Origin of the sequence: Caldicellulosiruptor sp. F32 (assembly GCF_000404025.1) — a bacterium.
In the GTDB taxonomy this organism is placed as follows: Bacteria; Bacillota; Thermoanaerobacteria; order Caldicellulosiruptorales; family Caldicellulosiruptoraceae; genus Caldicellulosiruptor; species Caldicellulosiruptor saccharolyticus.
This window is the reverse complement of sequence record NZ_APGP01000030.1, coordinates 115,694-141,195: the sequence shown is the minus strand read 5'-3', so window position 1 is coordinate 141,195 and position 25,502 is coordinate 115,694. Positions and strand designations below refer to the sequence as shown.

30 protein-coding genes and 1 other RNA gene are annotated in these 25,502 nt (G+C 34.5%); 28 read left to right on the top strand and 3 right to left on the bottom strand.

The features are described from left to right. Positions 1–5: 5 nt before the first annotated feature. From rimO to rnpB, 23 genes are all read left to right on the top strand, one after another. Positions 6–1,328 (top strand): 30S ribosomal protein S12 methylthiotransferase RimO, encoded by a 1,323-nt coding sequence (gene rimO / locus H964_RS03050; protein WP_039764652.1) that lies wholly within the window; start codon positions 6–8, stop codon positions 1,326–1,328. Next, on the top strand, positions 1,328–1,876 hold the full coding sequence (gene pgsA, locus H964_RS03045; RefSeq protein WP_039764481.1) for a CDP-diacylglycerol--glycerol-3-phosphate 3-phosphatidyltransferase: 549 nt from the start codon (positions 1,328–1,330) through the stop codon (positions 1,874–1,876). The genes rimO and pgsA overlap by 1 nt, the downstream gene beginning before the upstream one ends. 14 nt (positions 1,877–1,890) lie before the next feature. Continuing rightward, complete coding sequence (locus tag H964_RS03040) at positions 1,891–3,126, top strand: competence/damage-inducible protein A (protein WP_039764480.1); 1,236 nt, start codon at positions 1,891–1,893, stop codon at positions 3,124–3,126. A gap of 62 nt (positions 3,127–3,188) precedes the next feature. Further along, on the top strand, positions 3,189–4,259 hold the full coding sequence (recA, locus tag H964_RS03035) for a recombinase RecA (protein ID WP_039764479.1): 1,071 nt from the start codon (positions 3,189–3,191) through the stop codon (positions 4,257–4,259). Beyond that, positions 4,243–4,845 (top strand): regulatory protein RecX, encoded by a 603-nt coding sequence (locus H964_RS03030; protein WP_039764478.1) that lies wholly within the window; start codon positions 4,243–4,245, stop codon positions 4,843–4,845. The genes recA and H964_RS03030 overlap by 17 nt, the downstream gene beginning before the upstream one ends. 85 nt (positions 4,846–4,930) lie before the next feature. Further along, positions 4,931–6,496, top strand: coding sequence for a ribonuclease Y (gene rny / locus H964_RS03025; protein WP_011917650.1), 1,566 nt, complete (start codon positions 4,931–4,933; stop codon positions 6,494–6,496). An 87-nt stretch (positions 6,497–6,583) separates the two neighbouring features. Further along, complete coding sequence (locus tag H964_RS03020; RefSeq protein WP_039764477.1) at positions 6,584–7,363, top strand: TIGR00282 family metallophosphoesterase; 780 nt, start codon at positions 6,584–6,586, stop codon at positions 7,361–7,363. A gap of 118 nt (positions 7,364–7,481) precedes the next feature. Continuing rightward, the gene (locus H964_RS03015; protein WP_039764476.1) at positions 7,482–8,405 is read left to right on the top strand and encodes an AAA family ATPase; all 924 of its coding nucleotides are present in this window, start codon (positions 7,482–7,484) and stop codon (positions 8,403–8,405) included. A 4-nt stretch (positions 8,406–8,409) separates the two neighbouring features. Then, positions 8,410–8,892: a stage III sporulation protein AB gene (locus H964_RS03010; RefSeq protein WP_039764650.1), complete on the top strand. Its 483-nt coding sequence runs from the start codon at positions 8,410–8,412 to the stop codon at positions 8,890–8,892. A gap of 21 nt (positions 8,893–8,913) precedes the next feature. Beyond that, the gene (gene spoIIIAC, locus H964_RS03005) at positions 8,914–9,114 is read left to right on the top strand and encodes a stage III sporulation protein AC (RefSeq protein ID WP_039764475.1); all 201 of its coding nucleotides are present in this window, start codon (positions 8,914–8,916) and stop codon (positions 9,112–9,114) included. A 14-nt stretch (positions 9,115–9,128) separates the two neighbouring features. Continuing rightward, positions 9,129–9,515, top strand: coding sequence for a stage III sporulation protein AD (gene spoIIIAD, locus H964_RS03000; protein ID WP_039764474.1), 387 nt, complete (start codon positions 9,129–9,131; stop codon positions 9,513–9,515). Between the two features lie 19 nt (positions 9,516–9,534). Beyond that, complete coding sequence (locus H964_RS02995) at positions 9,535–10,644, top strand: stage III sporulation protein AE (protein WP_039764473.1); 1,110 nt, start codon at positions 9,535–9,537, stop codon at positions 10,642–10,644. Between the two features lie 4 nt (positions 10,645–10,648). After that, entirely contained in the window at positions 10,649–11,167 is a 519-nt protein-coding gene (locus H964_RS02990; protein WP_011917643.1) for a stage III sporulation protein AF, read from the top strand. Further along, positions 11,148–11,696, top strand: a complete 549-nt coding sequence (locus tag H964_RS02985; RefSeq protein WP_039764472.1) for a hypothetical protein — start codon at positions 11,148–11,150, stop codon at positions 11,694–11,696. The genes H964_RS02990 and H964_RS02985 overlap by 20 nt, the downstream gene beginning before the upstream one ends. Further along, positions 11,693–12,208: a SpoIIIAH-like family protein gene (locus H964_RS02980; RefSeq protein WP_039764471.1), complete on the top strand. Its 516-nt coding sequence runs from the start codon at positions 11,693–11,695 to the stop codon at positions 12,206–12,208. Before H964_RS02985 ends, H964_RS02980 begins: the two co-directional genes overlap by 4 nt. Before the next feature lie 91 nt (positions 12,209–12,299). Next, a complete protein-coding gene (locus H964_RS02975) occupies positions 12,300–12,686 on the top strand; it encodes an Asp23/Gls24 family envelope stress response protein (protein WP_011917640.1) in 387 nt (128 codons plus the stop codon). 53 nt (positions 12,687–12,739) lie between these two features. Further along, positions 12,740–13,279 carry an alkaline shock response membrane anchor protein AmaP gene (amaP, locus tag H964_RS02970; RefSeq protein WP_039764469.1) on the top strand — a complete coding sequence of 180 codons (540 nt, stop codon included), beginning with the start codon at positions 12,740–12,742 and terminating at the stop codon, positions 13,277–13,279. A gap of 10 nt (positions 13,280–13,289) precedes the next feature. Continuing rightward, the gene (locus tag H964_RS02965) at positions 13,290–13,499 is read left to right on the top strand and encodes a DUF2273 domain-containing protein (protein WP_039764468.1); all 210 of its coding nucleotides are present in this window, start codon (positions 13,290–13,292) and stop codon (positions 13,497–13,499) included. A 24-nt stretch (positions 13,500–13,523) separates the two neighbouring features. Continuing rightward, positions 13,524–13,952 (top strand): transcription antitermination factor NusB, encoded by a 429-nt coding sequence (gene nusB, locus H964_RS02960; protein WP_083931432.1) that lies wholly within the window; start codon positions 13,524–13,526, stop codon positions 13,950–13,952. A gap of 3 nt (positions 13,953–13,955) precedes the next feature. Further along, positions 13,956–15,314, top strand: a complete 1,359-nt coding sequence (xseA, locus tag H964_RS02955) for an exodeoxyribonuclease VII large subunit (protein ID WP_039764466.1) — start codon at positions 13,956–13,958, stop codon at positions 15,312–15,314. Further along, positions 15,315–15,578: an exodeoxyribonuclease VII small subunit gene (gene xseB, locus H964_RS02950; protein WP_039764464.1), complete on the top strand. Its 264-nt coding sequence runs from the start codon at positions 15,315–15,317 to the stop codon at positions 15,576–15,578. Further along, positions 15,575–16,471: a polyprenyl synthetase family protein gene (locus H964_RS02945; protein ID WP_039764462.1), complete on the top strand. Its 897-nt coding sequence runs from the start codon at positions 15,575–15,577 to the stop codon at positions 16,469–16,471. Before xseB ends, H964_RS02945 begins: the two co-directional genes overlap by 4 nt. A gap of 39 nt (positions 16,472–16,510) precedes the next feature. Beyond that, positions 16,511–16,870: RNase P RNA component class A (gene rnpB / locus H964_RS11930), an RNA gene on the top strand. Positions 16,871–16,936: 66 nt separating this feature from the next. Here rnpB and H964_RS02940 read toward each other — a convergent pair. The 3 genes from H964_RS02940 to H964_RS02930 all read right to left on the bottom strand — a co-directional run bounded on the left by H964_RS02940 (position 16,937) and on the right by H964_RS02930 (position 19,436). Beyond that, positions 16,937–18,277, bottom strand: coding sequence for an MFS transporter (locus H964_RS02940; protein WP_011917633.1), 1,341 nt, complete (start codon positions 18,275–18,277; stop codon positions 16,937–16,939). 159 nt (positions 18,278–18,436) lie between these two features. Continuing rightward, positions 18,437–18,988 (bottom strand): stage V sporulation protein T, encoded by a 552-nt coding sequence (spoVT, locus tag H964_RS02935; protein WP_011917632.1) that lies wholly within the window; start codon positions 18,986–18,988, stop codon positions 18,437–18,439. A 79-nt stretch (positions 18,989–19,067) separates the two neighbouring features. Continuing rightward, positions 19,068–19,436 carry a hypothetical protein gene (locus H964_RS02930; protein WP_039764461.1) on the bottom strand — a complete coding sequence of 123 codons (369 nt, stop codon included), beginning with the start codon at positions 19,434–19,436 and terminating at the stop codon, positions 19,068–19,070. A 153-nt stretch (positions 19,437–19,589) separates the two neighbouring features. On the opposite strand from H964_RS02930, the gene iorA reads away from it, so the two are divergent. The 5 genes from iorA (at position 19,590) to H964_RS02905 (ending at position 25,502) form a co-directional block, all read left to right on the top strand. Then, positions 19,590–21,386, top strand: a complete 1,797-nt coding sequence (gene iorA, locus H964_RS02925) for an indolepyruvate ferredoxin oxidoreductase subunit alpha (RefSeq protein ID WP_039764460.1) — start codon at positions 19,590–19,592, stop codon at positions 21,384–21,386. Next, complete coding sequence (locus tag H964_RS02920) at positions 21,379–21,939, top strand: indolepyruvate oxidoreductase subunit beta (RefSeq protein ID WP_039764459.1); 561 nt, start codon at positions 21,379–21,381, stop codon at positions 21,937–21,939. The genes iorA and H964_RS02920 overlap by 8 nt, the downstream gene beginning before the upstream one ends. Positions 21,940–21,982: 43 nt before the next feature. After that, the gene (locus H964_RS02915) at positions 21,983–23,230 is read left to right on the top strand and encodes a phenylacetate--CoA ligase family protein (protein WP_051109294.1); all 1,248 of its coding nucleotides are present in this window, start codon (positions 21,983–21,985) and stop codon (positions 23,228–23,230) included. Further along, a complete protein-coding gene (locus H964_RS11920; RefSeq protein WP_051109293.1) occupies positions 23,190–24,761 on the top strand; it encodes a hypothetical protein in 1,572 nt (523 codons plus the stop codon). The genes H964_RS02915 and H964_RS11920 overlap by 41 nt, the downstream gene beginning before the upstream one ends. A gap of 63 nt (positions 24,762–24,824) precedes the next feature. Then, positions 24,825–25,502, top strand: a complete 678-nt coding sequence (locus H964_RS02905; protein ID WP_083931430.1) for a DUF421 domain-containing protein — start codon at positions 24,825–24,827, stop codon at positions 25,500–25,502.

Below are 25,502 nucleotides of genomic sequence, written 5' to 3'. Positions count from 1 at the left end.
TTGGTTTGGTGAAGGTTGGTTTTGTATCGCTTGGGTGTAACAAGAATCTTGTTGACAGTGAGATAATGATGGGGGCATGCAAAGAAGCTGGGTTTGAGATAACACCAAATGCCGAAGATGCTGATGTCATTGTTATTAATACATGCGGGTTTATAAATGATGCAAAACAAGAGTCGATTGACACCATATTAGAGATGGCTGACTACAAAAACAAGAAATGCAAATTTTTGATAGTCACAGGATGTTTATCACAACGCTATAAAGACGAGATTTTAAAAGAGCTGCCAGAGGTTGATGCAATCCTTGGTGTAAAAGAGATGTTGAAACTTCCAGATGTAATCAAAAAACTTTATGAGGGGGAGAGCAAACTCCAAGTATTTGACGACAAACCTACATTTATCTATACAAGCTCAACGCCACGCCTTATTGCAACCCCTAAGTTTTATGCCTACATAAAAATAGCAGAAGGTTGCAACAATAGATGCTCATATTGTTCAATACCGTTGATTAGGGGAAATTACACAAGTAGATATATAGATGATATAATTCAGGAGGCAAAAAGGCTTTCTGAGGATGGTTATAAAGAGATTGTACTCACTGCTCAGGATACAACAAAATATGGAATAGATATATATCAAAAAAAGATGTTAGCAACATTGCTTCAAAAATTAAGTGAGATTGATAACATAAAATGGATTAGATTTTTATACTCTTATCCAGAAGACATTGACGATGAGCTTTTAAATATTGTAAAGAGTCTTCCAAAGGTTGTTAAATACTTTGATATACCAATTCAACACATTAATAACAGAATTTTGAAACTGATGAACAGAAAAACCTCATCAGAAGGTATTAAAGAGCTCATTCAAAGAATAAGGTCAGCATTTGATGAGGTTGTAATAAGGACAACAGTTATGGTTGGGTTCCCAACAGAGTCAGAAAAGGAGTTTGAAGAGCTTTGCGGGTTTGTCAAATGGGCAAAGTTTGATCGGCTTGGTGCATTTATGTACTCCCAGGAGGAAGGGACTTTTGCTGCAACCTTGCCACAAATAGATAATGAGACAAAGGTCAAAAGATATGAAAGGATTTTAAATCTTCAAAGGAAGATTTCACTGGAAAGAAATAGAAAGAGAATTGGCAAAAAGTATGAGGTTGTTATAGAAGGCAGAGATAAAAACAACTTTTACATTGCAAGAAGCCAATTTGAAGCTCCTGAGGTTGACGGAAAGATTATAGTATTTTCCAAACGAAAACTTTTGTCTGGTGAGTTTGTAAATGTAAAAATTTTGGATGCGTTTGAGTATGATTTGGTAGGAGAGGTAATTTGATGAATATTGCCAATATAATTACAAGTATAAGGATATTGTTGATTCCTATATTTATGTTCTTTTTACTTAATTTTAACATTTCATACTCGAAATTAATAGCTGCAGCTATTTTCATAGTTGCAGCTATTACAGACAGTCTGGATGGGTACATTGCGCGCTCTAAAAAGATTGTAACAAATTTTGGAAAATTTCTTGACCCGCTTGCAGATAAGCTGTTGATTACAGCAGCCCTTGTTGGACTTGTTGAGCTTCAGAAGATTTCTTCTTGGATAGCTATGATAATAATTGGACGAGAATTTATTGTAACAGGGCTTAGAATGGTTGCTGCTGCAGAAGGTATAGTAATTTCTGCTAACATTTGGGGAAAGTTAAAGACGATAAGTCAGATTATTGCAATAGTGTTACTTTTGGTTGACAACTATCCTTTTAGATTTCTAAATTTTCCTTTTGACAAGATAGCTTTATGGGTTGCTGTGATACTCACAATCTATTCAGGTATTGACTATATACGGGTTAATTGGAGAGTAATAGACTTTACGAAAAAGTGAGGCGATTTTTCAAGATGGTGGCCGAGATAATCTGTGTTGGTACAGAGCTCTTGCTTGGTCAGATAATGAATACAAATGCACAGTATCTTTCGCAAAGGTTAGCAAGCTTAGGAATAGACTTATATTTTCAGACAACAGTTGGTGACAATTTAAATAGGCTCAAAAGTGCTATCGACATCGCACTCAAAAGATCAGATATACTTATCTTTACTGGTGGACTTGGACCAACATCTGATGATATTACAAAGGAAGCTGTGTGCGAATATTTTGGAAAGAAGCTTATACTAAATCAAGAGGTTTTGAATAAGATTGAAGAGTACTTTAAACACCGTGGTGTAAAGATGCCAGAAATTAACAAAAAACAGGCATATGTTCCTGAGGGTAGTATTATATTGGAAAACAGGCATGGTACTGCACCGGGACTTATAATTGAGAAAGATGGTAAAATAGCAATTTTACTGCCAGGTCCACCATTTGAGATGCAGCCCATGTTCGAAGAGTATGTTGTGCCTTATTTAGAAAAATTCTCTAAAGAGAAGATATATTCAAGAGTTTTAAAATTCATCGGAATTGGTGAATCATCTATTGAAGAGAGGTTAAGTGAACTTATACACAACCAGTCAGACCCGAGTTTGGCTTTGTACGCAAAACCATTTGAGGTTGAACTGAGAATCTCAACGAAAAAAAGTGACGAAGCAGTGGCAAAAGATATACTTGACCAAATGGAAAGCAAGATAAGAGCTTTGCTTGGTGAGTATATCTATGGTATAGATAATCAGACTTTAGAAGAGGTTGTAGTTGAGATGCTTATGCAAAAAGGTCTTAAGGTTTCTGTAGCAGAGTCATGTACAGGTGGACTCATATGTAACAAAATTACAAATGTTCCTGGTGCGTCAAATGTTTTTGACAGAGGTTTTATAACATACTCAAATGAAGCAAAGGTAAAAGAGCTGGGAGTATCAGAAGAAACATTAAAGAATTTTGGTGCTGTGAGTCATGAAGTAGCTAAGCAGATGGCTCAAGGTGCTCTAAGAAATTCTTTGGCAGATGTTGCAATATCAACAACTGGAATTGCAGGACCAACTGGAGCAACAAAGACAAAACCAGTAGGGCTTGTATATATTGGAGTTGCTACAAAAAATTATATTGACAGTTTTGAGTTTAGATTTTCAGGTGATAGACTTAGGATTAAAGAGACTGCTTCAAAGGCTGCTTTAGACATTCTCAGAAAGACCATAATTAATTATTGAAAAGTTTGCTTCAAAATTATATAATAATTCTAAACATTTGTTCGAAAAGTTGGAGGTTTAAAATGGAAAACTTAGATAAGAAGAAAGCCTTAGACAGGGTAATCATGGAGATTGAAAAGGCATATGGCAAAGGTGCCATTATGAAACTTGGCGAGATGGCCAAAGAAAACATTGACGTAATTCCAACAGGAGCACTTTCTTTGGACATTGCGCTGGGTGTTGGAGGAGTTCCACGAGGAAGGATTGTAGAGATATACGGTGCTGAGTCGTCTGGTAAAACAACAATTGCACTACACATAATAGCAGAGGCGCAGAAGATGGGTGGTGAAGCAGCGTTTATTGACGCTGAGCACGCTTTAGACCCATTTTATGCAAAAAGGCTGGGGGTAGACATAAACAATCTCATTGTCTCTCAGCCAGACAGTGGTGAGCAGGCGCTTGAGATTGTTGAAGCACTTGTGAGAAGTAATGCGATTGATGTTATTGTTGTCGACTCGGTTGCAGCACTTGTGCCACAAGCAGAGATTGATGGAGAGATGGGAGAGGCTCATGTTGGACTTCAAGCAAGGCTTATGTCACAAGCACTAAGAAAGCTTGCAGGGATTACAAGCAAAACAAAAACTACAGTTATATTCATTAACCAACTAAGAGAAAAGGTTGGTGTGATGTTTGGCAATCCTGAGACAACACCAGGTGGTAGAGCACTGAAGTTCTACGCATCAGTCAGGCTTGAGGTCAGAAAAGGCGAGATTATAAAACAGCAAGGTCAACCAATTGGAACAAAAGTTAAAGTAAAGGTTGTCAAAAACAAGGTTGCGCCTCCGTTCAAGGAAGCTGAGTTTGATTTGATATATGGTGAAGGAATATCAAAAGAAGGAAATGTGTTAGACGTTGCAGTCAATATTGACGTAATCCAAAAGAGTGGGGCATGGTATACTTACAATGGTCAAAAGATAGGACAAGGCAGAGAAAATGCAAAACAGTTTTTAAAAGAAAATCCTGATATTATGCAAGAGATAATTGAAAAGATAAAACAAAATGCAAATCTTGCGTTTGAGAAGATAAAGACAACAGCTGAAATACCCGAAGATGACTTTCTTTTAAGTGGTGAAATAAATGAGGATATTGGATAAGAAGTTACATGGTGAAAGGTATTTGATAATCCTCGAAGATGGAAGAGAGTTTGCGATAGACAAGGATATCTATTTTGAAAAAAGAGTATATGAATTGGAGGATATTGATGAAAAAACTCTTAGTCTACTTATTTTTGAGGACAATCTAAAAAAGGCAAAACAAGATCTTGTTGGCTATCTTACAAGGTATCCAATGAGGTCTGAGTTCATGTATTATAAACATCTGCTTGGCAAAGGATATGATTCAGCTACTGCTGCTAAGGCGGTAGCTTATTTTGTTAAGATAGGGTATATAGATGAGCTTTCTGCCGCTAAAAAACTTGTTGCAAAGTATCAAAGATCTAAATCCAATCTTCAGATAATAAATATTCTTAAGAAAAATGGGTTTAAAAATTCTACAATCTCTCAGCTAAATCTCAGCCCTGAAAGTGACTTACGGCTTCTTGATAAACTTTTACAAAGAAAGCTAAGACATCTCAAAAAGCCTGACAATAAAGAGATTTTGAAATTAATAAAATGGTTTGTTGCAAGAGGATATGATTACAATACAATAGTAGAAAAAATTAGGGAATACTTAAATTATTGAAAAATCACTGTTGTTGACACTCTGTGCAAAAAGTAATAAAATTTAATTGTGACAGTTTTAAGACTTCCAAGCTAAAAAGAAGGAGGTGCAAAAGATTAGTGATACATTAAAGTTAATAATTACTGCAGGAGTCAGTATAGCTCTTGCAATAGTTGCCTTTTTCTTGGGCTATTTATATAGAAAAAAGATTGCAGAAAAGACTATAAAAAGTGCCGAACAAGAAGCCCAAAGAATTGTCGAGGAAGCAAAAAAACAAGCCGAGGCATATAAGAAAGAAGCAACACTCTTAGCAAAAGAAGAGATTCACAGAGCAAGAAGCGAGTTTGACAGAGAGGTCAGAGAAAGGCGTGCAGAGCTTCAGAGATTTGAAAGAAGGCTGATCCAAAAAGAAGAGATGCTTGATAAAAAAATGGCTGCTGTTGAGGAAAAAGAAGAGCAGTTGAATCAAAAAATAAAGGATGTCCAAAAACTACAAGAGGAGATAGAACTATTAAAACAAAAGCAGCAGGAAGAGCTTCAAAGAATTTCTGGACTTACCCAAGAAGAAGCACGCCAGATTATCCTAAAGAGTGTTGAGCAGGATGTAAAACACGATGTTGCACTTATGATTAAGGAGTTAGAACAACAAGCAAAAGAAGAGGCTGATAAAAAAGCCAGAGAAATCATTGCACTTGCTATCCAACGATACTCTTCAGATTATGTGGCAGAAAACACTGTATCTGTTGTAACGTTACCAAATGACGAAATGAAAGGTAGAATAATAGGAAGAGAAGGAAGGAATATCAAGACATTTGAAACTGTCACTGGAATTGATCTAATTATCGATGACACTCCAGAGGCTGTGATTCTTTCAGGATTTGATCCTATAAGGCGTGAGATTGCAAAACTCACTTTAGAAAAGCTGATTTTGGATGGTCGAATCCATCCTGCGCGAATTGAAGAAATGTATGAAAAAGCTAAACGTGAAGTTGAAAACAAGATTCGTGAAGAAGGCGAAAGAGTTGTATTTGAACTTGGTATTCACAACCTTCACCCAGAGCTTATAAAGTTGATTGGTAAGCTTAGATACAGAACAAGTTATGGTCAAAACGTACTTGCTCACTCTATCGAGGTTGCAAACATTGCAGGTATCATGGCAGCAGAACTTGGACTTGACCAGAGCATTGCAAAACGAGCAGGGCTTTTGCATGACATTGGTAAAGCTGTTGACCATGAGGTTGAAGGTTCTCATGCTTTAATTGGTTATGACCTTGCAAAAAGGTATAAAGAAACAAACCCTGATGTTCTGGAAGCGATTGGTGGACATCACGGTGAGATGGAAACAAGGTCAATTTACAATGTGTTAATTCAAGCTGCTGATTCAGTTTCAGCAGCACGACCAGGGGCAAGAAGAGAATCTCTTGAGTCGTATATAAAGAGACTTCAGAAGCTTGAAGAAATTGCAAACTCATTTGATGGTGTTGAGAAAGCATATGCTATTCAAGCAGGTAGAGAGATAAGAATTATGGTAAAACCAGATCATGTCAGTGACGATGATATTGTCATAATGGCAAGAGAGATAGTGAAAAGAATTGAAAGTGAGCTTGATTACCCTGGACAGATAAAGGTAAATGTCATTCGTGAAGTTAGGGCTGTTGAATATGCAAAGTGAGAAAGAAAAGCGTGTTTTGTTCAAGCTTTTGAACAGAACACGCTTTTTATAAATCCTTTTTTAGTTTAAAGAATTTGGAGGTTTGGAATGAGATTTTTAGCAATAGGCGATGTTGTTGGAAGACCAGGAAGAAATGTTCTCAAAAATTCCCTCTCAAAGGTCAAGGAGAATTATAGAATAGACGTTGTTATAGCAAATTGTGAAAATGCAGCAGGTGGAAATGGTCTTACCAAAAAGGTTGCTGATGAGCTATTTGATATAGGAATTGACATTATGACAATGGGCAATCATGTATGGTCTAATAAGGAGATTTTTTCATTTATAGACAGTGAGCAGCGTATCATAAGGCCTGCAAACTATCCGGAAGGTACAACACCTGGTAGAGGTTATAACATTTTTGAAAAAAACAATATTAAGTTTGCAGTGATAAATCTGTGTGGACGTGTGTTTATGGACAACTTTGATTGCCCGTTTAGAAAAAGTGACGAGATTTTGAAAAAGCTTGACACAAATATAATAATTGTAGATTTTCACGCTGAAGCAACGTCTGAAAAAATTGCTTTAGGTTTTTACCTTGATGGACGTGTTTCTTGCGTGTATGGTACACATACACATGTCCAAACAGCCGATGAAAAGATTCTTCCAAACGGGACAGCGTATATCACAGATATTGGAATGACTGGTCCTTGTGATTCAGTTTTAGGGGTTGATAAGGAGATTGTAATTCAAAAATTTGTTACTATGTTGCCTGTCAAGTTTGAAGTGGCCAAAGGAAAAGCTCAGTTCAATGGAATTGTATTTGAAATTGATGATTCAACTGGCAAAGCCATTTCTATTGACAGAATTAGCTTCACTTTAGAAGAATAATTGAAAAAAAGAGGCTGCAGGGAAAAGAGTTTTGTAGCCTCTTAATTTTTTTTCATAAAATTGCAGGTAACATAATAATTATTTACTATAAAACAAATGAATAAGGATGTGATTTACTATTGTAAAACTCAAGACTAATTCTATACATACTCTTTTAGAAAAACTCCCTTGTGAGATTTACAGTAATATACAGAAAAGATTTCAACAGGAAGGTACTTCCAAAATCAATGAAATAAGGATAAATTTATTTTGTCCTCTTATTGTTTTGGGAAATGATGAGTATATCTTTGAGAATTTGATAATAACAAAAGAACTTCTCCACTCAGCTATAAGAACGCTTACTAACAACTCTTTATTTAGTTATGAAAGAGAAATTCTTCAAGGCTATTTTACTATAGAGGGTGGACATAGAATAGGTGTTGCTGGGAAATTTACTTCAGATGGCAAAAGAATAATTTCGCTAAATTCTATCACAGGTCTTAATATAAGAGTTGCAAAAAGCATTGAAGGAATTGGCATTAAGGTGATAAAGCATATTTTAAATCCATCAAAATCCATATATAACACTCTCATAGTATCACCACCTGGCTGTGGTAAAACCACTCTTTTGAGGGATATTGTAAGGATTTTAAGCAATGGAGAAATTAATCTATCTTTTGGTGGTTTCAGAGTTGTTGTAATTGATGAGAGGTCTGAGATAAGCACATACTCACAAGAACAAAGCAAGCTTGGTACTAGAACATTTGTTTTAGATGGTGTGGACAAATTAAACGGTGTATTTATGGCGATCCGAAGTTTAAATCCCGAGATAATTGCTATGGATGAGCTTGGCGGTCCTCAAGACTATTTAGCAGTAGCCGAAGCTTCTAAGATGGGTGTAAAAATCATTGCAACAATGCATGGGGAAAATCTGCATGAACTTAAAAAAAGGACGTATTCAAAAAGGGTTCTTGAACAAAATGTTTTTGAAAAGGTGATATTTTTAAGTTCTAAGGATGGTCCAGGTACAGTAGAAGAAATAATAACATTGGGTGATAAATAAGATGATGTTAAAGTTAATTGGTTCAAGTTTAATAATTTTCTCTTCACTTCTCATTGGGTATTCTAAAACTTTAAAGTTAAGAGAACAACTCAGGATAATAAACCTTTTTATAAACTTTTTTAGTTTTGCAAGGGCTGATATTTTAACAACGCGCCTCACACTTTTTGAAATTTTAAATAGATTTAAATCAAAAGTATTTTCTGCACATACCACTATTTTGGAATATTATTATAAGCAGAATGGAAAGGCTCTTTTAGATGTGAAAAATGTATACCAGCTTGATGAAAATGTGCACAAGCTTATACTAAACCTTTTTAACTCAATTAGTTACTCTTCTATTAGTGAGATAGACAGGATAATAGATGAGGGTATTAGGGAGCTGCGGGAATATTATGAAATTCACAAAGAAAAGTACAACAAAAACTCGAAAATGTTTACTTTGCTTGGTCTTTTTTGTGGAGTGTCAATTTGTATATTACTTTTATAAGATGTTGAGGTGTGGCTTTGAATGAATGGAATAGACTTGATATTTAAAATAGCTGTAATTGGAATAATACTTTACCTTGTAAATCAGGTACTTGTCAAGGCAGAAAAAGAAGAACTTGCAATGATGACAACTTTGGTTGGAGTTATAATTGTACTTTTTCTAATTATTGACCTCATTAAAAGATTCTTTGATACAGTAAAGTCTGTATTTAATCTCTTTTAGGTTGAGTGGTAGAGATGGAGATATTTAATATAGTCGTACTTTGCATAGTTTCCATGCTTATAGTGAGCATTTTAAGAAGAACTCAAAAAGAAATTGCAATTGTAATAACTGTGATATTTGGCGTTTTGGTGTTTATCTTGGTTGTTGACAAGCTTGCCTATATTGTAGAAAAGATAACAGAGATGAGCACAAAAATCTCATATGCAAATACCTATATAAAAACTTTGCTTAAGATGACAGGGATAGCTTTAATCTCAGAATATACAGCAAGTGTTTGTAAAGACAGTGGAGAAGAAGCAATTGCGAGAAAGCTTGAGTTTGCAGGAAAGATTTTGATACTATTTCTCTCTCTACCTTTAATTTTGGGTTTGTTTGAGGTAATATTAAAGTTTCTAAAATAAGTAAAAGGAAAATCTAAAAATGGATATGAAAAAGGTTATAGCACTTGCGTTTTTTATATCTTTGATTTTGGGATGTGAATTTTGTCAAGCCTCGAAAATATCACAGAGTTATATCGAAAAAACTAAACATATAGTAAATAAAACTGCTGAGAATGATGTTAAAGATTACATAGATGGTGTATTGAATGGGAGAAAACTCAATATAGAGATATTTAGACTTATAAAAGACAAGCTTTTTTCAGAAATAGATGCAACATTAAAACAAATAGCTACAATCTTGGTGGTAACACTGATATATACTCTAATCTATAGTGTACAAAACAGCTTAAAAAATCAAGGTCTCGGAAAAACAACCTTTTTAGCTTTTTTCCTCACCTTATCTACAATAGTGCTTCAAAATCTAAAGGATGTACTTTTATATGCAAATGAGGTTATCCAAAAAGGGAATAGCTTTGTAGAAGCCATATTTCCTATTCTCATCTCGACTTTAGCAACAATGGGATATGCTACATATGCTGCTTCTCTCAGCCCCAAGATAGTATTTGCGTTGGTATTTTCATCCGAGTTTTTAAAGAATATTATATTACCGATTGTAAATGTTTATATTGTAATCAGTATCCTTTCAAATATAGATGGTGGAAGGTTTAATCTGAGGCGACTTCTTAGTTTTTTAAAGACAGTTCTTCTTTGGTCAATTGTAATTGGACTTGTAGTGTTCACTGGCATTGTTTCTATAGAAGGTTTTACCGGAGTTACAGTGGACAACCTTGTTGCAAAGTCAATTAAATACACTGTGGGGAATTTTGTGCCTTTTGTTGGTAAGATTTTATCTGATGCAGCAGATACCTTAGCTGGCAGCCTTGGAATTATAAAAAATACAATAAGTGTAGTAGGGCTTCTTACTTTGCTGTTCATTGTTGGAGTTCCACTTCTCAAAATCTTAATTATTTCGCTTTTATTTAGGCTAACTGCAGCCTTTGTTGGAATTATTTCTGATTCGCGTTTTGCCCAGTTTTTGGATGATTATGCCGACAATATCCTTTTGATTTTTTCAATTGTATTTGCTTCTCTGTTGGTGTTTGTAGTTACATTTTCAACAGTTTTGTTTATTATTCAGGTTGGAAGGTGAAATAGTGCAAGACTTTATAAATCAAACTGTAACAAACTTGTTCTATATAGTGATAGTGATTTTAATTATTGAAGTCTTGATTCCGGAAAATTATAGAAGGTATATTGATATTTTTTTGGGCATTTGTATAGTCTTGATTATATTCACCCCAATTTTAGAAAAATCAGAAAATCTAAAGTTTCAATTTATGGAGAGCATAAATAAACTTGAAGATGAAATGAAAGAAAAAAAGATATATTCTGAAGACCTGTACAAGCAAAGCTTGGTAGATGAGTATAAGGATAGATTGAAAGAAGATATCAAAAAGAAAATAGAAGCTGAGACAGGTATGGATGTTGAGATTGTCTTGCTTAAAATCTGTGAAGATTTGAATATGCCTAAGTTTGGCAGAGTAGAGAAAATAAAAATTAAAGGTGATTACAATGAGAAAATTGTTAACATTTTAAAGAACCAATATGGTATGAGTAAAGATAAAATAGAATTTGAAGAGGTGAAGGTTAAAGATGACAATCAATCCAGATAGGTTAAAATCTGTAATAGAAAAAACCTTAAAGAACAAAGATGTATTAATATTCTTGGGAGTTTGTGGACTTTTGATACTTGTAGTTTCTGCAACATTTTCCACAGCCCCCAAGCAAATGGTAAAAGAAAGCGAGAAAAATCAACAAGAAGAAAAATATGAGGAAGTAGTAGAGAAAAAGCTCGAAAAGATTTTAAAAGAAATTGATCCTACAAAGAATGTCTCTGTTATGATAACATTTGATGACTGCTATGAATATGTTGTTGCAACTGAAACACGCAAAAATGTCAGAAGTGAAAAACAGGATGAAAACAAAATTTCAACAGAGGAAGAGGTTGATAGCAAAGTGGTGCTGGTCCAACAGGGAAATGAGTCAAAACCATTTATTGTAAAAAAGATATATCCGAAAGTGAGAGGTGTTGCAATTGTCTCTGAAGGAGCAAGGGAGAAGAAGGTTTACATAGGTCTTATAAAAGCTGCATCAACGGTTTTAGGAATAACTCCTGATAAAGTTGAGGTGTTTGTAAAATGAATAAAAAGATTTTTATAAAGGTTTATAACAAAAGACAGATAACATTAGTTTTGCTTGTTATATTAGTAATTGTTGTTGGCATTATCAACTCAAGAATAGAAAATAGTAACAAGAAAAAGCTAAATCCCTCTGTAATAGAGGTAAGTAAAGAAGTTGAGAGGAGTAGTGAAAATGTTCTGAGCGAGATAAAATTAAAGCGTGAAGTTGAGCGTTCAAAAGAAGTAAATACTCTGAGAAGTCTTCTTAGTGAAAAGTTGGATGAAGATAGTCAAAAGTTGATTGATAAGAAAATTTCCGACATAGTTGACAACAACAATAAAGAGATGATATGTGAAAGTATCTTGAGCTCAAAAGGTATAGGTGATTGTATAGTACTATCCTCTCGTGATATTATTTATGTGGTAACGCAAAAGAGACTATCAAAACAACAAGCAATTCAAGTACAAAATGTGGTTATGAATGTTTTTAAAGTAGCGGTGAATAAGATTAGGATAACATCTGCCTCTCAATGAAAATAATAAAATCTGTTAAAATAAAAAACTGTAGGGTATAATATGAATAGTAAAGAAAAAACTTTTATCAAATAAGGAGGTACTATTTGAGATGTCAGAAAATATTATTAATGAGACCACTGGTGGAGTTGTAAAGATTGCTGAAGAGGTTGTGGCAATTATTGCGGCAGTTGCAGCATCAGAGGTAAAAGGTGTTGCCTCAATGGTTGGTTCATGGACAGGTAATATTACTGAAGCGCTTGGAAAAAAGAACTTGGCAAAAGGGGTTAAAGTGCAAGTTGGAGAAAAGGAAGCGGCAATCGACATCTACATAACAGTAGAGTATGGTGTCAGAATTCCTGAAGTTGCCTGGGAGATACAAGAAAAGGTTAAAAATGCAGTTGAGAGCATGACGGGATTAAAGGTTGTTGAAGTAAATATCCACGTTCAAGGAATAAAATTTGAAAAAGAAGAGCAAAAAGAAGGATCAGAAGAGTAAATCTCTGGTCATCTAGAGATTTACTCTCATTTTTGCGAGGAGGAATTATACAAATGAAGATTGGTGAGAGAATATTATTAACAATATTTACATTAATAGTTATTGTGGCTGCAATTTTTGCAATATTATTACCTCTTAATGTATTTAGCATTGATACAATACAGAGTGCAGTTTATGAATATGTAAACAATCCCATTTATGGGCTTGTACCGTTAGTAATTGTAGTAATGGGCTTTGCTGTAATGTTTATTGGGATTAAAAAGAAAAAGGTGAGACTTGGAATAATTCATACCAACGAGCTTGGCAATCTTGTCATATCACCAAAGACATTTGAGTCTGCTGGTTACTGTGCTATAAAGGATATAAAAGGGATTAAAGATGTAACCATTGAGATAGAGTTTGATGAAAGTGGTGTTGAATACCATGTTGATGCACTTGTGATAAATGATGTAAATGTACCTGAGTTGACAAAAGAGGTTCAAAATGCTATAAAGAATCATGTTGAAACCTCAATAGGTATTCCGGTTAAAAGTGTGAATTTGCATGTTAAAGATATGGTTGCCCCTCAAACATCCATTACTCATTTGAGGTAGGGGTGTTGATATGAAATTAATATTAGAATTTGTTTTAAAACATATAGGTGAAACAGTTGGCGGAATTATAGGACTTGTTTTTGCTATATTTGTTCTAATATTTGGTTTTTGGAAGACATTATTTATATTTTTATGCATAGCAATAGGAGTATTTATTGGTGGTCGCTATTTTGAAAAGAAGAAATTGTTAGAGTTTTTAGACAAACATTTACCATGGTAAAAAAGGGGTTGGAAGAGAAGGACGATGCATAAAAGACGAAAAACAAGAGAGCTTTGTATGAAGATATTATATGCATATAGATTTCAAAATAATGAATATGATATCATCGAGTTTCTAAACAAATTCAAAGAATTAAATCCAGATGAGAATTTTAAAGAGATAGATGAAGAGTATTTAAAAAAGCTCTTGACAGGCGTTATTCGGAATCAGCAACTTATAGATAATCTTATTGAGAAATACTCTAAGGATTGGCCTTTGAACAGAATTCCAATGGTGGAATTAGAACTTATGCGGATTGCTATTTATGAACTTTTGTTTGAAGAGGAGATTCCCATATCTGTTGCAATAGATGAAGCTGTGGATTTGTCAAGTATATTTGGTGTAGAGAAGGCACCAAGCTTTGTAAATGGGATACTTGGCAGTATTGCTGCAAATGAGGTGAAAAGAGAATAAAAGATGCTTTTTGACAATATTGTTTCTAAAAAAGAGTGGAGTGTGTATGAGCTAACAAGCTATTTGCGAAAAAAAGTTGAAATGGACATCTTGCTAAAGAACATATACCTAAAAGGAGAGGTTATTAGACCCACTTTGTCGGGTGAACATTTGTATTTTGAACTTAAAGATTTAGAGTACGACGCAAAAGTAAAATGCGTCTATTTTTGGTTTGACAAAAAGATTGAGGTAAGACATGGTACTAAAGTTTTAGTCAAAGGTAGTGTTATCTTTTATGAAAAAGAAGGAATAATTGAAATAAAGGTAAGTGAAATAACTGATATTGGTCTTGGGGAGCTGTTTGTAAAACTCAAACAATTAGAGGAAAAGTTAAAACAAGAAGGGCTTTTTGATCAAAAACATAAAAAAGAAATACCTCGATATCCCAAAAAGATTGGTATTGTTACTTCCAAAAATGGTGCAGCTGTGAGAGATATTCTCAATACAATCTATTCAAAATTTGAAAATATAGAAGTTTATATATTCAACTGTTCTGTTCAAGGACAAAACGCTCCTTATGAGATATGTGAGGGAATAGAGTATTTTAATAACATTTTGCCTGTGGAGGTTATAATTGTAGGACGTGGTGGCGGCGCGTTTGAGGATTTGATGGCTTTTAATGATGAGATGGTGGTAAGAAAGATATTTGAATCAAAAATTCCTGTAATATCAGCTGTTGGACATGAAAGAGACTATGTGTTGACAGATTTTGTTGCTGACCTTCGTGCCATTACTCCAACAAATGCGGGCGAGATTGTTGTTAGTTTTCAAAACAAAGCTTTAGAAAAACAGGATGAATATCGCCGAAAAATGAAAAATTTGATTTCTAAGAAGATAGAGTCAAGCAGAGAAGATTTAAAACTTCAGCTCTATCGACTATATCAAAACTCGCCATCAAACAAACTTACCAAGCTTGCACAAGATGCGGATTTACTTTCAAGCAAACTTACGTTTCTGCTTAATAAAAAACTTCATCATATATCAAGTAACCTAAAGATTTTGGGAAAGAGATTGTCAGTTTCAGGTCCTTATGTAAGATTTGCAAAAGCAAAGAATGACTATGAAATGCTCCTTAAAAGACTAAATATAGCTTTTAAGAACTTTTGTCAGAAAAAAGAGTTTGAGTTTAAAATCAAGGTGGAAAAATTGATTGCTTTAAATCCACTTAATATTCTAAAAAGAGGTTACTCGGTCACGATACATAACTCAAAAGTACTTACAACTGTAAGAGTGGTAAGTATTGGTGATGAGATAGTTACACGCATCACAGATGGGATTATCAAATCTAAGGTGTTTTGGACAGAAGAAGGGGAGGATGAATAGGTGTGTGAAGAGGTAAGAAATGAAATTAAATTTGAAGATGCAATGAAGCGTTTAGAAGAAATTGTAAAGAGTTTGGAAGAAGAAAATCTCGATTTAGATGAGGCAATAAAGCTTTATGAGGAAGGGATAAAACTTTCAAGGCTATGCAATGACATTTTGCGTTCGGTTGAAAAGAGGATTGTTTTGATTGAAAAATTAAATGGCGAATATGTGGAAAATGATATAACGAATGATATATATGGAGGCTTAGGGCAAAAAGAATGAGTAGTGAGAGGTTAACAGAATACTTGAAATACGCTCAAGAAAAGATAGACAAGCACCTTGACAGCTTGCTTGGAAAAAATTCTCCTGATGTTATATATGAAGCGATGAGATATAGTGTTTTTGCAGGTGGAAAACGCCTAAGACCCATTTTGTGTTTGCTTTCTTATGAACTTTTGAGCGGTAAAGAAGCTGATGAGAAGGTACTGGATATTGCTTGTGCAATAGAGCTGATTCACACATATTCTTTGATTCATGATGACCTTCCTGCAATGGATAATGATGTTTTACGCCGTGGTAAACCTACAAATCATGTGGTGTTTGGCGAGGCAATAGCTATACTGGCAGGAGATGCACTTTTGAACAAAGCAGCAGAAGTATGCTTTAATTGGATACTCAGAAACAAAGCTAAAGAGAATTTTATAAAAGCAGCAGAATATCTTTTTAGAGCGTCTGGGACAGAAGGAATGATAGGTGGACAGGTAATAGATGTGGTAAATTCAGGAAAAGAAATAACAGAAGAGAATTTGCTTTATGAGATGCATCTTAAGAAGACATCTAAGCTCATTCAAGCTTCTTGTGTTTGTGGAGCATATGTTGCAGGGGCAAAAGAAGAGGTGATATTGGATTTTGAGGAGTATGGAAAAAATTTAGGGCTTGCTTTTCAGATTAGAGATGATATCTTGGATTTTATAGGTGACAGTAAAAAAGTAGGCAAAAGCATTGGAAAGGATATAAAAGAGAAAAAAAATACGTTTGTAACTTTTTATGGAATTGAAAAGGCTCAGAACTATGTAGAGAGCTTTTCAAAGAAGGCCATTGAGATAGTAGAAAAGTACGACAGGATGGGTCTTTTTATTGAGCTCACAAATTATTTGATAAATAGAGAAAAATAACGGTTGACATAAAACGCAAAATAATTATAATAATGTATGCGAGCAGGTCGAACGGCTGCGCAAGGTGAAAGTTTTTCACCTTGTGAGGAAAGTCCGAGCTCCGCAGGGCAGGGTGCCGGGTAACACCCGGTGGAGGCGACTCCAAGGAAAGTGCAACAGAAAAGAACCGCCATCCACATTTTTGGTGGGTGGTAAGGGTGAAAAGGTGAGGTAAGAGCTCACCAGCAGTTAGGCGACTAACTGGCTGTGCAAACCCCACCCGGAGCAAGACCAAATAGGGGAACAATGCAGTGGCCCGCTGCGTTCCCGGGTTGGTCGCTTATGAGTCTGATGGTAACATCAGACCAAAAGAGAAATAGCCGTTCTCGACAGAACTCGGCTTACAGACCTGGTCGTACTTTTATATACCTAAAATCGAGAATGCCCAGTCTTGGAAAAGAAAACTGGGCATTTTTATTTGTGTTTTTAGTTTACTTTTATCTTGTTGATTATTACATTTTTCAGACTCTTTGCACCAGGTTCTTTTACATTCTTTTTCAGATAAATTACGGCTAAAAACCTAATCAAACCCGATGTAAAAAAAGCTACATGGTATGTGGCAACATTTATTCCTATATGGTTTTTCAAAAAAGCTACTACAACTGGTGCTATATCTTCAATAAAATATCCTCCCAGTATAATAGGAATAGCACTTCCAAATATAGCATTGAACAAATTAATTACAGCTACATACATAGATGTTTGGCTTTGGTCAGACAACTTTAAAATGAGATTGTTATTCCCCATATCAATTATTGGCCATAAAAGACCTGCAAATATACTAATAATTGTGACCAAAACTTTGTAATTGTTTACACTAGTAAAACACCATATTATAGGAAGCAAGGATATAAAGCCTGTTGCTATAAGAAGCATTGGTCTATTCCCAATTTTATCAACTATTCTTCCAATATACGGTAGTGTTATTATGGTGACAACGTTGCTGACAATTTGGGTTAGCAATATTATCTCAAAATAGCTCATTTTCAAATCTTTTATCATGTACATGTTGAAGTAGGGACCTGCAATGTTAAGTCCAAAATTCCATATTACGAAGAACATCATAAATCTTCTGAAGTAATGATTATTGAGTGTGGAAAAAAACATTTTTTTCAAATCTAATTGAGTTTCCTCATTTTTCATTGGTAGGTCTTTTACAAAAAAGAAACAGCTAATATCCAACATCCCCATTATTGCAGCAAAGACAAATATTATAGAAAAACCTGGCAAATTGTTATGTAAGTCTAAGAATTTGCCAATAGCCAAGCCACTTAGCATTCCAACAATTGTTGAAATAGTAGCTCTTCTTGAGAAAAATCGTCCTCTTATATGCTCTGGTATTAAATCACCCATCCACGACCAAAATGAGACATTAGTAAATGAGTTTGAAATTGAAGAAATTGTCATAAATGCAATCAGTAAAAATAACAATGTATAAGAGCCTTTACCTAAAAATAATGGTAAAATTGCTATAAACACCCATGGCAGCCTATGTAAAAAACCACTTATCAAAAATATAGATTTTCTCTTTTTTGATTTTTCTAAGACAAACGATGCAAAAACTTGAGCAACTCCACCTAATACGGGTAATGCTAACATGATTCCATACATTAAATCTCCAAAACCAATAGCTTTGGCAAAACCAGCAACTGGTGAGCCTGTTGTAACATTAAAGAATACGATTCCAAAAGTTATTCCAAGAATGACAAAGTTAAGGCTTCTTTGCAAAGACCTGTCTGATGTCAAATCAGAGTTTAAGCCAAACATTTAATGACCCCCAACCAATTTATTATTTGGTACTTTAATGTTCTATAGCTGCAAAACCTGATGCAAAGGTCACATTGTCTATTATACTCTATTATTGCATTAAAAAAAACTGTAGGCATTAAAACCTACAGTCAAAACCCAAAAGTTTGTTCAAAACAACTATTGTTCAAGTTGTTTGCCAAAGAATGATGTTGCAGCTTGAACAAGCTTGTACTCTGAGTCTCCCATCTTGACATTTGATTCGGTTGAACACATAATAACACTTCCAATTACGGTGCCTTCAGAGAGAATTGGGCTGACAATTTGAGCAGTATACCTTGTTGTGTCTCCTTCAACAATTGGGATGCTGCTCATGTCATTTTCAGATTTTACAAACACAATAGTATTTTCTTCCATAACCCTTTCAAGTTCTTGGCTCAAGGCTTTATCCATATAATCCTTTTTTGAGGCGCCTGACAAAGCAATAACTTTGTCTCTATCAGTTATGATTACAATGTGCCCACTTACTTGATGCAAGGTGTCTGCGTATTCTTTTGCAAAAGCTCCCATCTCACCAATTGGTGAATACTTTTTTAAGATGACCTCACCTTCATTGTCTGTATATATCTCAAGTGGGTCACCTTCTCGAATTTTAAGAGTTCTTCTTATTTCTTTTGGAATTACAACTCGACCTAAATCGTCAATGCGTCTTACAATTCCTGTTGCCTTCATTTTACTTTCAACTCCTTTTTAAATTTTCTATAATTAGTTTTTATAATTCTCCTATTTGTTATTCTTTAAAAAATCTTTATTACTCGTCGTCAGCTTTTTTAATTAAATTTTCAAGCTGGATTTTTCTGTAGTGTTGACGCTTTAAGATATTGTTTATGATGTGTTTTGGAAGTTTTTCTTTGTAATGTTGCAAATATCCTTCTGTGTATAGATAATTTTTTACAAGATTTCTCACTTCAGCTTCTTTATCGTGTTCTTTTAAAATTGCTTTTTGAATATTGTTTATCTGCTCTTCTCTTCTCCTCTGTTTTTGAACTACCTGCTGAATTTTTTCATATGGTAGAAACTGGCTATACTCTTCAAGATGGCGTTGAGTTCTTGTATAATTTTCGACAAGGTTTTTTAAATGTAAAAATCGGCGTTTATTAAGATGTAAATCTTCTCTCATCTTTTCACCTTCTTTTATATTCTACTTAGTATTTTTTGCAAATCTATATATTTTTACTCTTAAATAATATTCAAAAAAGTCATTTTTCAGATTATCAAGATTGCTGTATAATAAAAAACAAGACTATGCTTTTGAAAAGGTGATGAAAAGAAAATGAAAAAGGTGTTAATGGGCAATGAAGCTGTTGCTTATTCTCTCTTCATAAACGGTGTAAATGTTGCTACTGGTTATCCTGGAACACCTTCAACAGAGGTTATAGAAACCCTCAAAAAGTTCTCAGATGATGACTTTTATGTTGAATGGTCTGTTAATGAAAAAGTTGCACTTGAGGTTGCAGCAGGTGCGAGTCTTTCTGGTGCAAGAAGTGTTGCGACAATGAAACAGGTCGGGCTTAATGTTGCAGCAGACCCACTTCTTTCACTATCAATTATCGGCATAGAAGGCGGTATGATTGTGTTTGTGGCAGACGACCCGGGACCACATTCTTCGCAGACAGAGCAGGACACAAGAAATTTTGCTCGATTTTGCAATCTACCAGTTCTTGACCCATCATCTCCGAAAGAAGCATTTTCTCTTGTGAGAGTAGCATTTGAGATATCAGAAAAGTATAAACTACCTGTTATCTTTAGAATGACTACTCGCGTTTGCCATTCAAACGAGACATTGGAATTTGAATTCAAAAGAGAAAAGAGAAAGCTCTCAAGCTTTGAAAAAAGACCTCAGTGGGTGATATTACCAGGGCTTTCTTATAAAAAACACATTGAACTTGAGGAAAAACTCACCAAAATGAGATCAGAACTGGGAAGATTAAATATTATTGAAGGACATGGACAAATAGGGATTGTTACATCAGGAATCTCATATTTTTATGTAAAAGAAGCAATAAGAGAATTTGAAGATTTATTTTCTATCCTGAAAGTAACTGTAGCACATCCTATAGATGACAGAACAATCTTAGATTTTGCCGCAGGGAAAAGAATGTTAATATTTATAGAAGAACTTGACCCTGTGATTGAAGAAGAGACAAAACTTGTGCTTTTTGAAAATGGAATGCATATTCTAACATATGGTAAACGAAATGGCTATGTTCCATTTGCTGGAGAACTTGATGTTGACAAAGTAAAACAAATAATATACAACGTAACAAAAAAGGAAGGACTCTTAGTGCAAAAAAGCTTTGTAAATGCTCCTGAGATACCAAGAAGACAGTCTCAGCTTTGTTCGGGGTGCCCTCATAGAAGTTCATTTTTGATAGTGAAAAATGCATGCAAAGGTAAAGATGTGATATATACAGGAGATATAGGCTGCTATACCCTTGGATACGCAAAGCCAATCTCAACAACAGACACCTGCCTTTGTATGGGTGCAAGTATTACAATGGCACAGGGATTAAAACTTGCTGATGAAAAAAAGAAAGTGGTTGCTTTTATTGGAGATTCTACATTCTTTCACAGTGGGATTACAGGCCTTGTAAACGCATATTATAATAGACACAACATAACAGTTTGTATCCTGGACAATTTAACAACTGGAATGACGGGGTTTCAACCTCATCCTGGTGTTGGGCAAAAAGCGACGGGGCAAGAGGGTCAAAGAGTTGAAATAGCTGAGGTTGTAAAGGGAATCGGTATCAAAGAGGTTTTGATAATTGACCCTTATGAAGATTTTAATTTGTGTGTTCAAAAGGTGAGAGAATTTATAGAAAAAGATAAGCTTTCTGTTATTGTATTCAGACGAAAATGTGCAAATTTGGAGCGTTATAATGGTTATTATAGAATAAATGAAAAATGTATAAATTGCAAAGTTTGTATAAATGTTACGGGCTGTCCGGCAATTAGTGAGGATGAAGAGAAAAATGTCTTCATAGACAAAACTCTTTGCAGTGGATGTGGGCTTTGTGCAAGTTTTTGCCCAAGGATGGCAATTGAGAAGGTGGGAGAAAATGAGTAATATTCTTATAGCTGGAGTAGGTGGTCAAGGAAATATTTTTCTCTCAAGGGTAATTTGTCAGCTTTACATGAACAGGGGCTATAGTGTCAAAACAGCAGAGAACATAGGTATGAGCCAAAGGGGAGGGTCTGTTGTAAGTTTTGTAAGGATAGGTAGTGACGTTGGTCCTATCATCCCAGATGGTTTAAGTGACGTGCTAATAGGGCTTGAGATGTGTGAGGCGCTGAGAAATGTGCACAAACTAAATGTTCATTCAAAGATAATCTTGAATAACAGGTATATAAAACCAAAAGAGACAAAGATAAAGAAAGAAGAGATTGTAGAGTTTTTTAAGCAAAATTTTAAGCATGTATATCATTTTGATGCACACAACATAGCAATAGAGCTTGGTGTGCCGAAAGCAGAGAACATTGCGATGCTCTCTTTGATTTGCAAAAGTTCTTTATTGCCTTTTTCAAAAGAGGAGATTTTGAGAGCCTTGAGTGAGCTGCTACCGCAAAAGATGTTTGGCATAAATAAATTTTTGGTTGAAAAGATTTATGAAAAATATTAAAATAAAAATAACTTGAAAGAAGAGAAGAGAGGAGAAAAAAGCAATGGAAAGAGTTGAGATGAGAGAGGTCAAAGAGGAGCTTTTTTTGCAGCAAATTAAAAATGCCTATGAGAATAGCCCTTTTTATAGAAGAAAATACCAGGAGTTAGGGATTGATGTAGATGATATCAAAAGCTTGGCAGATATAAAAAAGCTTCCATTTACAACCAAAGAGGAACTCCGACAAGCTTATCCTCTCGGACTTGCGTCAACTGATGAGAGGAAAATAGTAAGAATTCACTCTTCCTCAGGTACAACAGGAGTTCCAGTGATAATTCCATACACACAAAAGGATGTAGATGACTGGAAAGAGATGATGAAAAGATGTTATCAATTTGCTGGTGTGACTGAGCTTGACAGGGTGCAGATAACACCAGCTTATGGGCTTTGGACAGCCGGAATTGGATTTCAGCTTGGTGCTGAGTACTTAGGTGCGATGGTAATACCAATGGGTCCAGGCAATACAGAAAAACAGCTTCAAATGATGATGGATTTGAAATCCACAGTACTTGTTGCAACCTCGTCATATGGTCTTTTGCTTGCAGAAGAAGTAATAAAAAAAAGACTTAAAGACAAAATTCACCTAAGAGTTGGAATATTTGGGTCTGAAAGATGGGGAGAAAAACAGAGAAAGATAATTGAGGAGTATTTAGGAATAGAGACATTTGATATATATGGTCTGACAGAGATTTATGGTCCTGGTATTGCAATTGATTGTAAGTACCATGATGGACTTCACTATTTTGATGACTATCTTTATTTTGAGGTAATCGACCCGCAAACAGGACAAGAGGTTCCAGATGGTGAGTTTGGCGAGCTTGTCATAACAACCCTGCAAAAAGAAGGTGCACCTCTTATTAGATACAGGACAAGAGATATTACAAGAAAACTTCCAGGAATGTGCCAATGTGGGTCTACATATCCGAGAATTGATAGAATAGTTGGCAGAACTGACGATATGGTTAAAGTAAAAGGCGTTAATATTTTTCCTGCTCAGATAGATACGTTTTTAAAAGATATAAAGGGTGTTGGCAGCGAGTATCAAGTTGTTATTGAAAGAATAGGTTTTCGAGATAAATTGACCCTGAAAGTTGAAGTTGAAGATGAATTTTATACAAGTTCAATGAAGGACTTAATTTCTAATGAATTTAAGAATAAAATAGGAGTGTCTGCTGAGATAATATTATGTAGAATTGGTGAACTTCCACGAAGTGAAAAGAAAACAAAGCGTATATTTGATTTGCGAGGATGATAGAATAATGGTAAAGACAAAGCTTTTAAGAGGAAGGCGAATGCTTTCCTCTATTTTAATTGTAATAGCTCTTTATTATTCTGCGCCAAATATTTTTTCACATGATAGGCTTAGTGCAAATAGGCTTTTGAGCTGGCTTTTGTTATATCAAATATTTATCTTTTTCTCTTCGGCAATTACAATTTCTTTACTGGTCAGATTTTTGAGTATGAGGTATTCTCGTAAGGTCTCAAATTATATCTTAAGTCTTTGCTGGAATGATGTTTTGGCAGTTTTTTCAAGTGTATCTGTACTTCATACTGCCTTTATGCTTGCCTCAGTAAATGTAATTGATTATTCTTCTCAATGGATTATCAAGGGAATTAACTTTGATATAGTGATTTCATTTACTAATATTTTGGTAATAACTCTCTATTTTTATATCTTTTACGCAATAACTCAACCGAAGAAGCTTTTTAAAAAAATGCTAAAAGACTTAAATAGCTTTTTAAAAGCAGGTGAAAAAGAACGAGTTAATGAACAGCTTTTGCTCATAAAGGAATTTTTTCAAAAAGCAAATCTGTTTTTAGATTTAGAACTACTAATTTCTATACTTAATAGTCCGAAGGCTTTTCAACTTTTCATTGAAGGAGAGAAGAAAAATAATGGTTATTTAGAGGAGATAGTGGAAATATTGTTCAAGAATATGGAAAGTGCTATCTCATCGGAAAGGGCAGAGAAATTTAAAGAAGCAGTTGATTTTTTAGATAGTTTTGTTGATAAGGTTCAGGACACAACGATTTATATTTTTGAAAAGCTGATTACAGGTTATTACAGTTTTATCTTCCACAATGTTCAAAGGTTAAAATATGAGCAGGTTTTGCATATAGTAAATCATTTGAAAAGGATTTTTGAAACCCTTTTAAAAAAACAAATAAACATAAGTGATAAATCAAAGTCTGATTTGATTGGGATTTTAGATAGGCTTTCATATATAATCTTTCATGAAAATTCAGCAAAAAGTAGTGAGCTGCTTTCGATCTTAGAATTTTATATTATTTTATTTGCTTTTTTTGAAAAGGATCATATTTTCTACTCTCAGGTTAAGGAAGAATTTGATACCTTTGCAATTTATTTGTTAAAAAGTACACATGAATTTCCAAAAAAAGAAGCTAAAGAATACATTCTTAAGATAATTGAGAAACCAAAACGTTACAAAATTTCTTTTACAAGAATGGTGTTTGTTTATATTTTTCTTTTGACATTAGAATATAAAAAGTACGATATTGGATACATTCTTTTTAATGGAATCATGGAATTAGTAAAGACAGGAGAATTTACTGTAAGAGGTACACATACTTCTTATCATAATGCTGATACAGCGAAGAAGATGTTCTACCTTTATAAATGTTTAGCGACAATGAAAAGTGGGATAAGTAGCGAAAAGTACAAAAAGAAAATGTATAAAAAATACATGGTGGCAACAGGTAACTGTAAACTCAAGAAACTTTCTCAGTATGTGAGGTTTAAAAGATTGTCTGGAAGAAAATAAGAATAAATGCTTCATTCTTTGGAAAAATAGTAAATAGGAAAAACTCCAAAGGAGAGGCTTTTTTTGATTATCACAGTCTTTACAAGAACACTTATCTTATATGTATTAGTTGTATTAGTTATGAGACTAATGGGAAAAAGGCAGATGGGCGAGCTTCAACCATTTGAACTTGTAATTACAATAATGATTTCTGAACTTGCTGCTGTGCCCATGCAAAATACAGGTGTTCCACTTCTCAACGGAATTGTTCCTATTCTGACATTACTATTTTTACAAACCCTGATTACCTTTGGCACATTGAAATCTGACCTGATGAAAAAATTAGTGTGCGGGAGTCCTACAATATTGATTGCTAAAGGAAGAGTATTGGAAGATGCTCTTAGAAAAACACGATATAGCTTAAACGATTTGATGGAGCAGCTGAGAATTAAAGGATATTTCAATATTCATGATATTGAATACGCTATATTAGAGACAGATGGAGACATATCAGTGATTCCAAAGTCACAAAAAAGGCCTGTAACGCCTGCAGATTTGGGTATTCAGACAAAATACGAAGGCCTTCCTATAAGTGTAGTTGTGGACGGCAAGGTTAAAAAGGATGTCTTAAAATATGCAAACCTCAGTGAACAAGAGGTTTTGGTAGAACTTAATAAAAGAGGTATTGATACTCCAGAGGAGGTATTTTTTGCTTGCATCGATCCAGAAGGCAATTGGTTTGTTCAAAAAAAGGAGGGATAA

What these genes read in the sequence shown, in the direction of transcription:
- pgsA (WP_039764481.1), top strand. Translation starts at nt 1,328, where the DNA reads ATGAATATTGCCAATATAATTACAAGTATAAGGATATTGTTGATTCCT.
- H964_RS03040 (WP_039764480.1), top strand. Translation starts at nt 1,891, where the DNA reads ATGGTGGCCGAGATAATCTGTGTTGGTACAGAGCTCTTGCTTGGTCAG.
- recA (WP_039764479.1), top strand. Translation starts at nt 3,189, where the DNA reads ATGGAAAACTTAGATAAGAAGAAAGCCTTAGACAGGGTAATCATGGAG.
- H964_RS03030 (WP_039764478.1), top strand. Translation starts at nt 4,243, where the DNA reads ATGAGGATATTGGATAAGAAGTTACATGGTGAAAGGTATTTGATAATC.
- H964_RS03020 (WP_039764477.1), top strand. Translation starts at nt 6,584, where the DNA reads ATGAGATTTTTAGCAATAGGCGATGTTGTTGGAAGACCAGGAAGAAAT.
- H964_RS03010 (WP_039764650.1), top strand. Translation starts at nt 8,410, where the DNA reads ATGTTAAAGTTAATTGGTTCAAGTTTAATAATTTTCTCTTCACTTCTC.
- spoIIIAC (WP_039764475.1), top strand. Translation starts at nt 8,914, where the DNA reads ATGAATGGAATAGACTTGATATTTAAAATAGCTGTAATTGGAATAATA.
- spoIIIAD (WP_039764474.1), top strand. Translation starts at nt 9,129, where the DNA reads ATGGAGATATTTAATATAGTCGTACTTTGCATAGTTTCCATGCTTATA.
- H964_RS02995 (WP_039764473.1), top strand. Translation starts at nt 9,535, where the DNA reads ATGGATATGAAAAAGGTTATAGCACTTGCGTTTTTTATATCTTTGATT.
- H964_RS02985 (WP_039764472.1), top strand. Translation starts at nt 11,148, where the DNA reads ATGACAATCAATCCAGATAGGTTAAAATCTGTAATAGAAAAAACCTTA.
- H964_RS02980 (WP_039764471.1), top strand. Translation starts at nt 11,693, where the DNA reads ATGAATAAAAAGATTTTTATAAAGGTTTATAACAAAAGACAGATAACA.
- H964_RS02975 (WP_011917640.1), top strand. Translation starts at nt 12,300, where the DNA reads ATGTCAGAAAATATTATTAATGAGACCACTGGTGGAGTTGTAAAGATT.
- amaP (WP_039764469.1), top strand. Translation starts at nt 12,740, where the DNA reads ATGAAGATTGGTGAGAGAATATTATTAACAATATTTACATTAATAGTT.
- H964_RS02965 (WP_039764468.1), top strand. Translation starts at nt 13,290, where the DNA reads ATGAAATTAATATTAGAATTTGTTTTAAAACATATAGGTGAAACAGTT.
- nusB (WP_083931432.1), top strand. Translation starts at nt 13,524, where the DNA reads ATGCATAAAAGACGAAAAACAAGAGAGCTTTGTATGAAGATATTATAT.
- xseA (WP_039764466.1), top strand. Translation starts at nt 13,956, where the DNA reads ATGCTTTTTGACAATATTGTTTCTAAAAAAGAGTGGAGTGTGTATGAG.
- H964_RS02945 (WP_039764462.1), top strand. Translation starts at nt 15,575, where the DNA reads ATGAGTAGTGAGAGGTTAACAGAATACTTGAAATACGCTCAAGAAAAG.
- H964_RS02940 (WP_011917633.1), bottom strand. Translation starts at nt 18,277, where the DNA reads ATGTTTGGCTTAAACTCTGATTTGACATCAGACAGGTCTTTGCAAAGA.
- spoVT (WP_011917632.1), bottom strand. Translation starts at nt 18,988, where the DNA reads ATGAAGGCAACAGGAATTGTAAGACGCATTGACGATTTAGGTCGAGTT.
- H964_RS02930 (WP_039764461.1), bottom strand. Translation starts at nt 19,436, where the DNA reads ATGAGAGAAGATTTACATCTTAATAAACGCCGATTTTTACATTTAAAA.
- iorA (WP_039764460.1), top strand. Translation starts at nt 19,590, where the DNA reads ATGAAAAAGGTGTTAATGGGCAATGAAGCTGTTGCTTATTCTCTCTTC.
- H964_RS02920 (WP_039764459.1), top strand. Translation starts at nt 21,379, where the DNA reads ATGAGTAATATTCTTATAGCTGGAGTAGGTGGTCAAGGAAATATTTTT.
- H964_RS02915 (WP_051109294.1), top strand. Translation starts at nt 21,983, where the DNA reads ATGGAAAGAGTTGAGATGAGAGAGGTCAAAGAGGAGCTTTTTTTGCAG.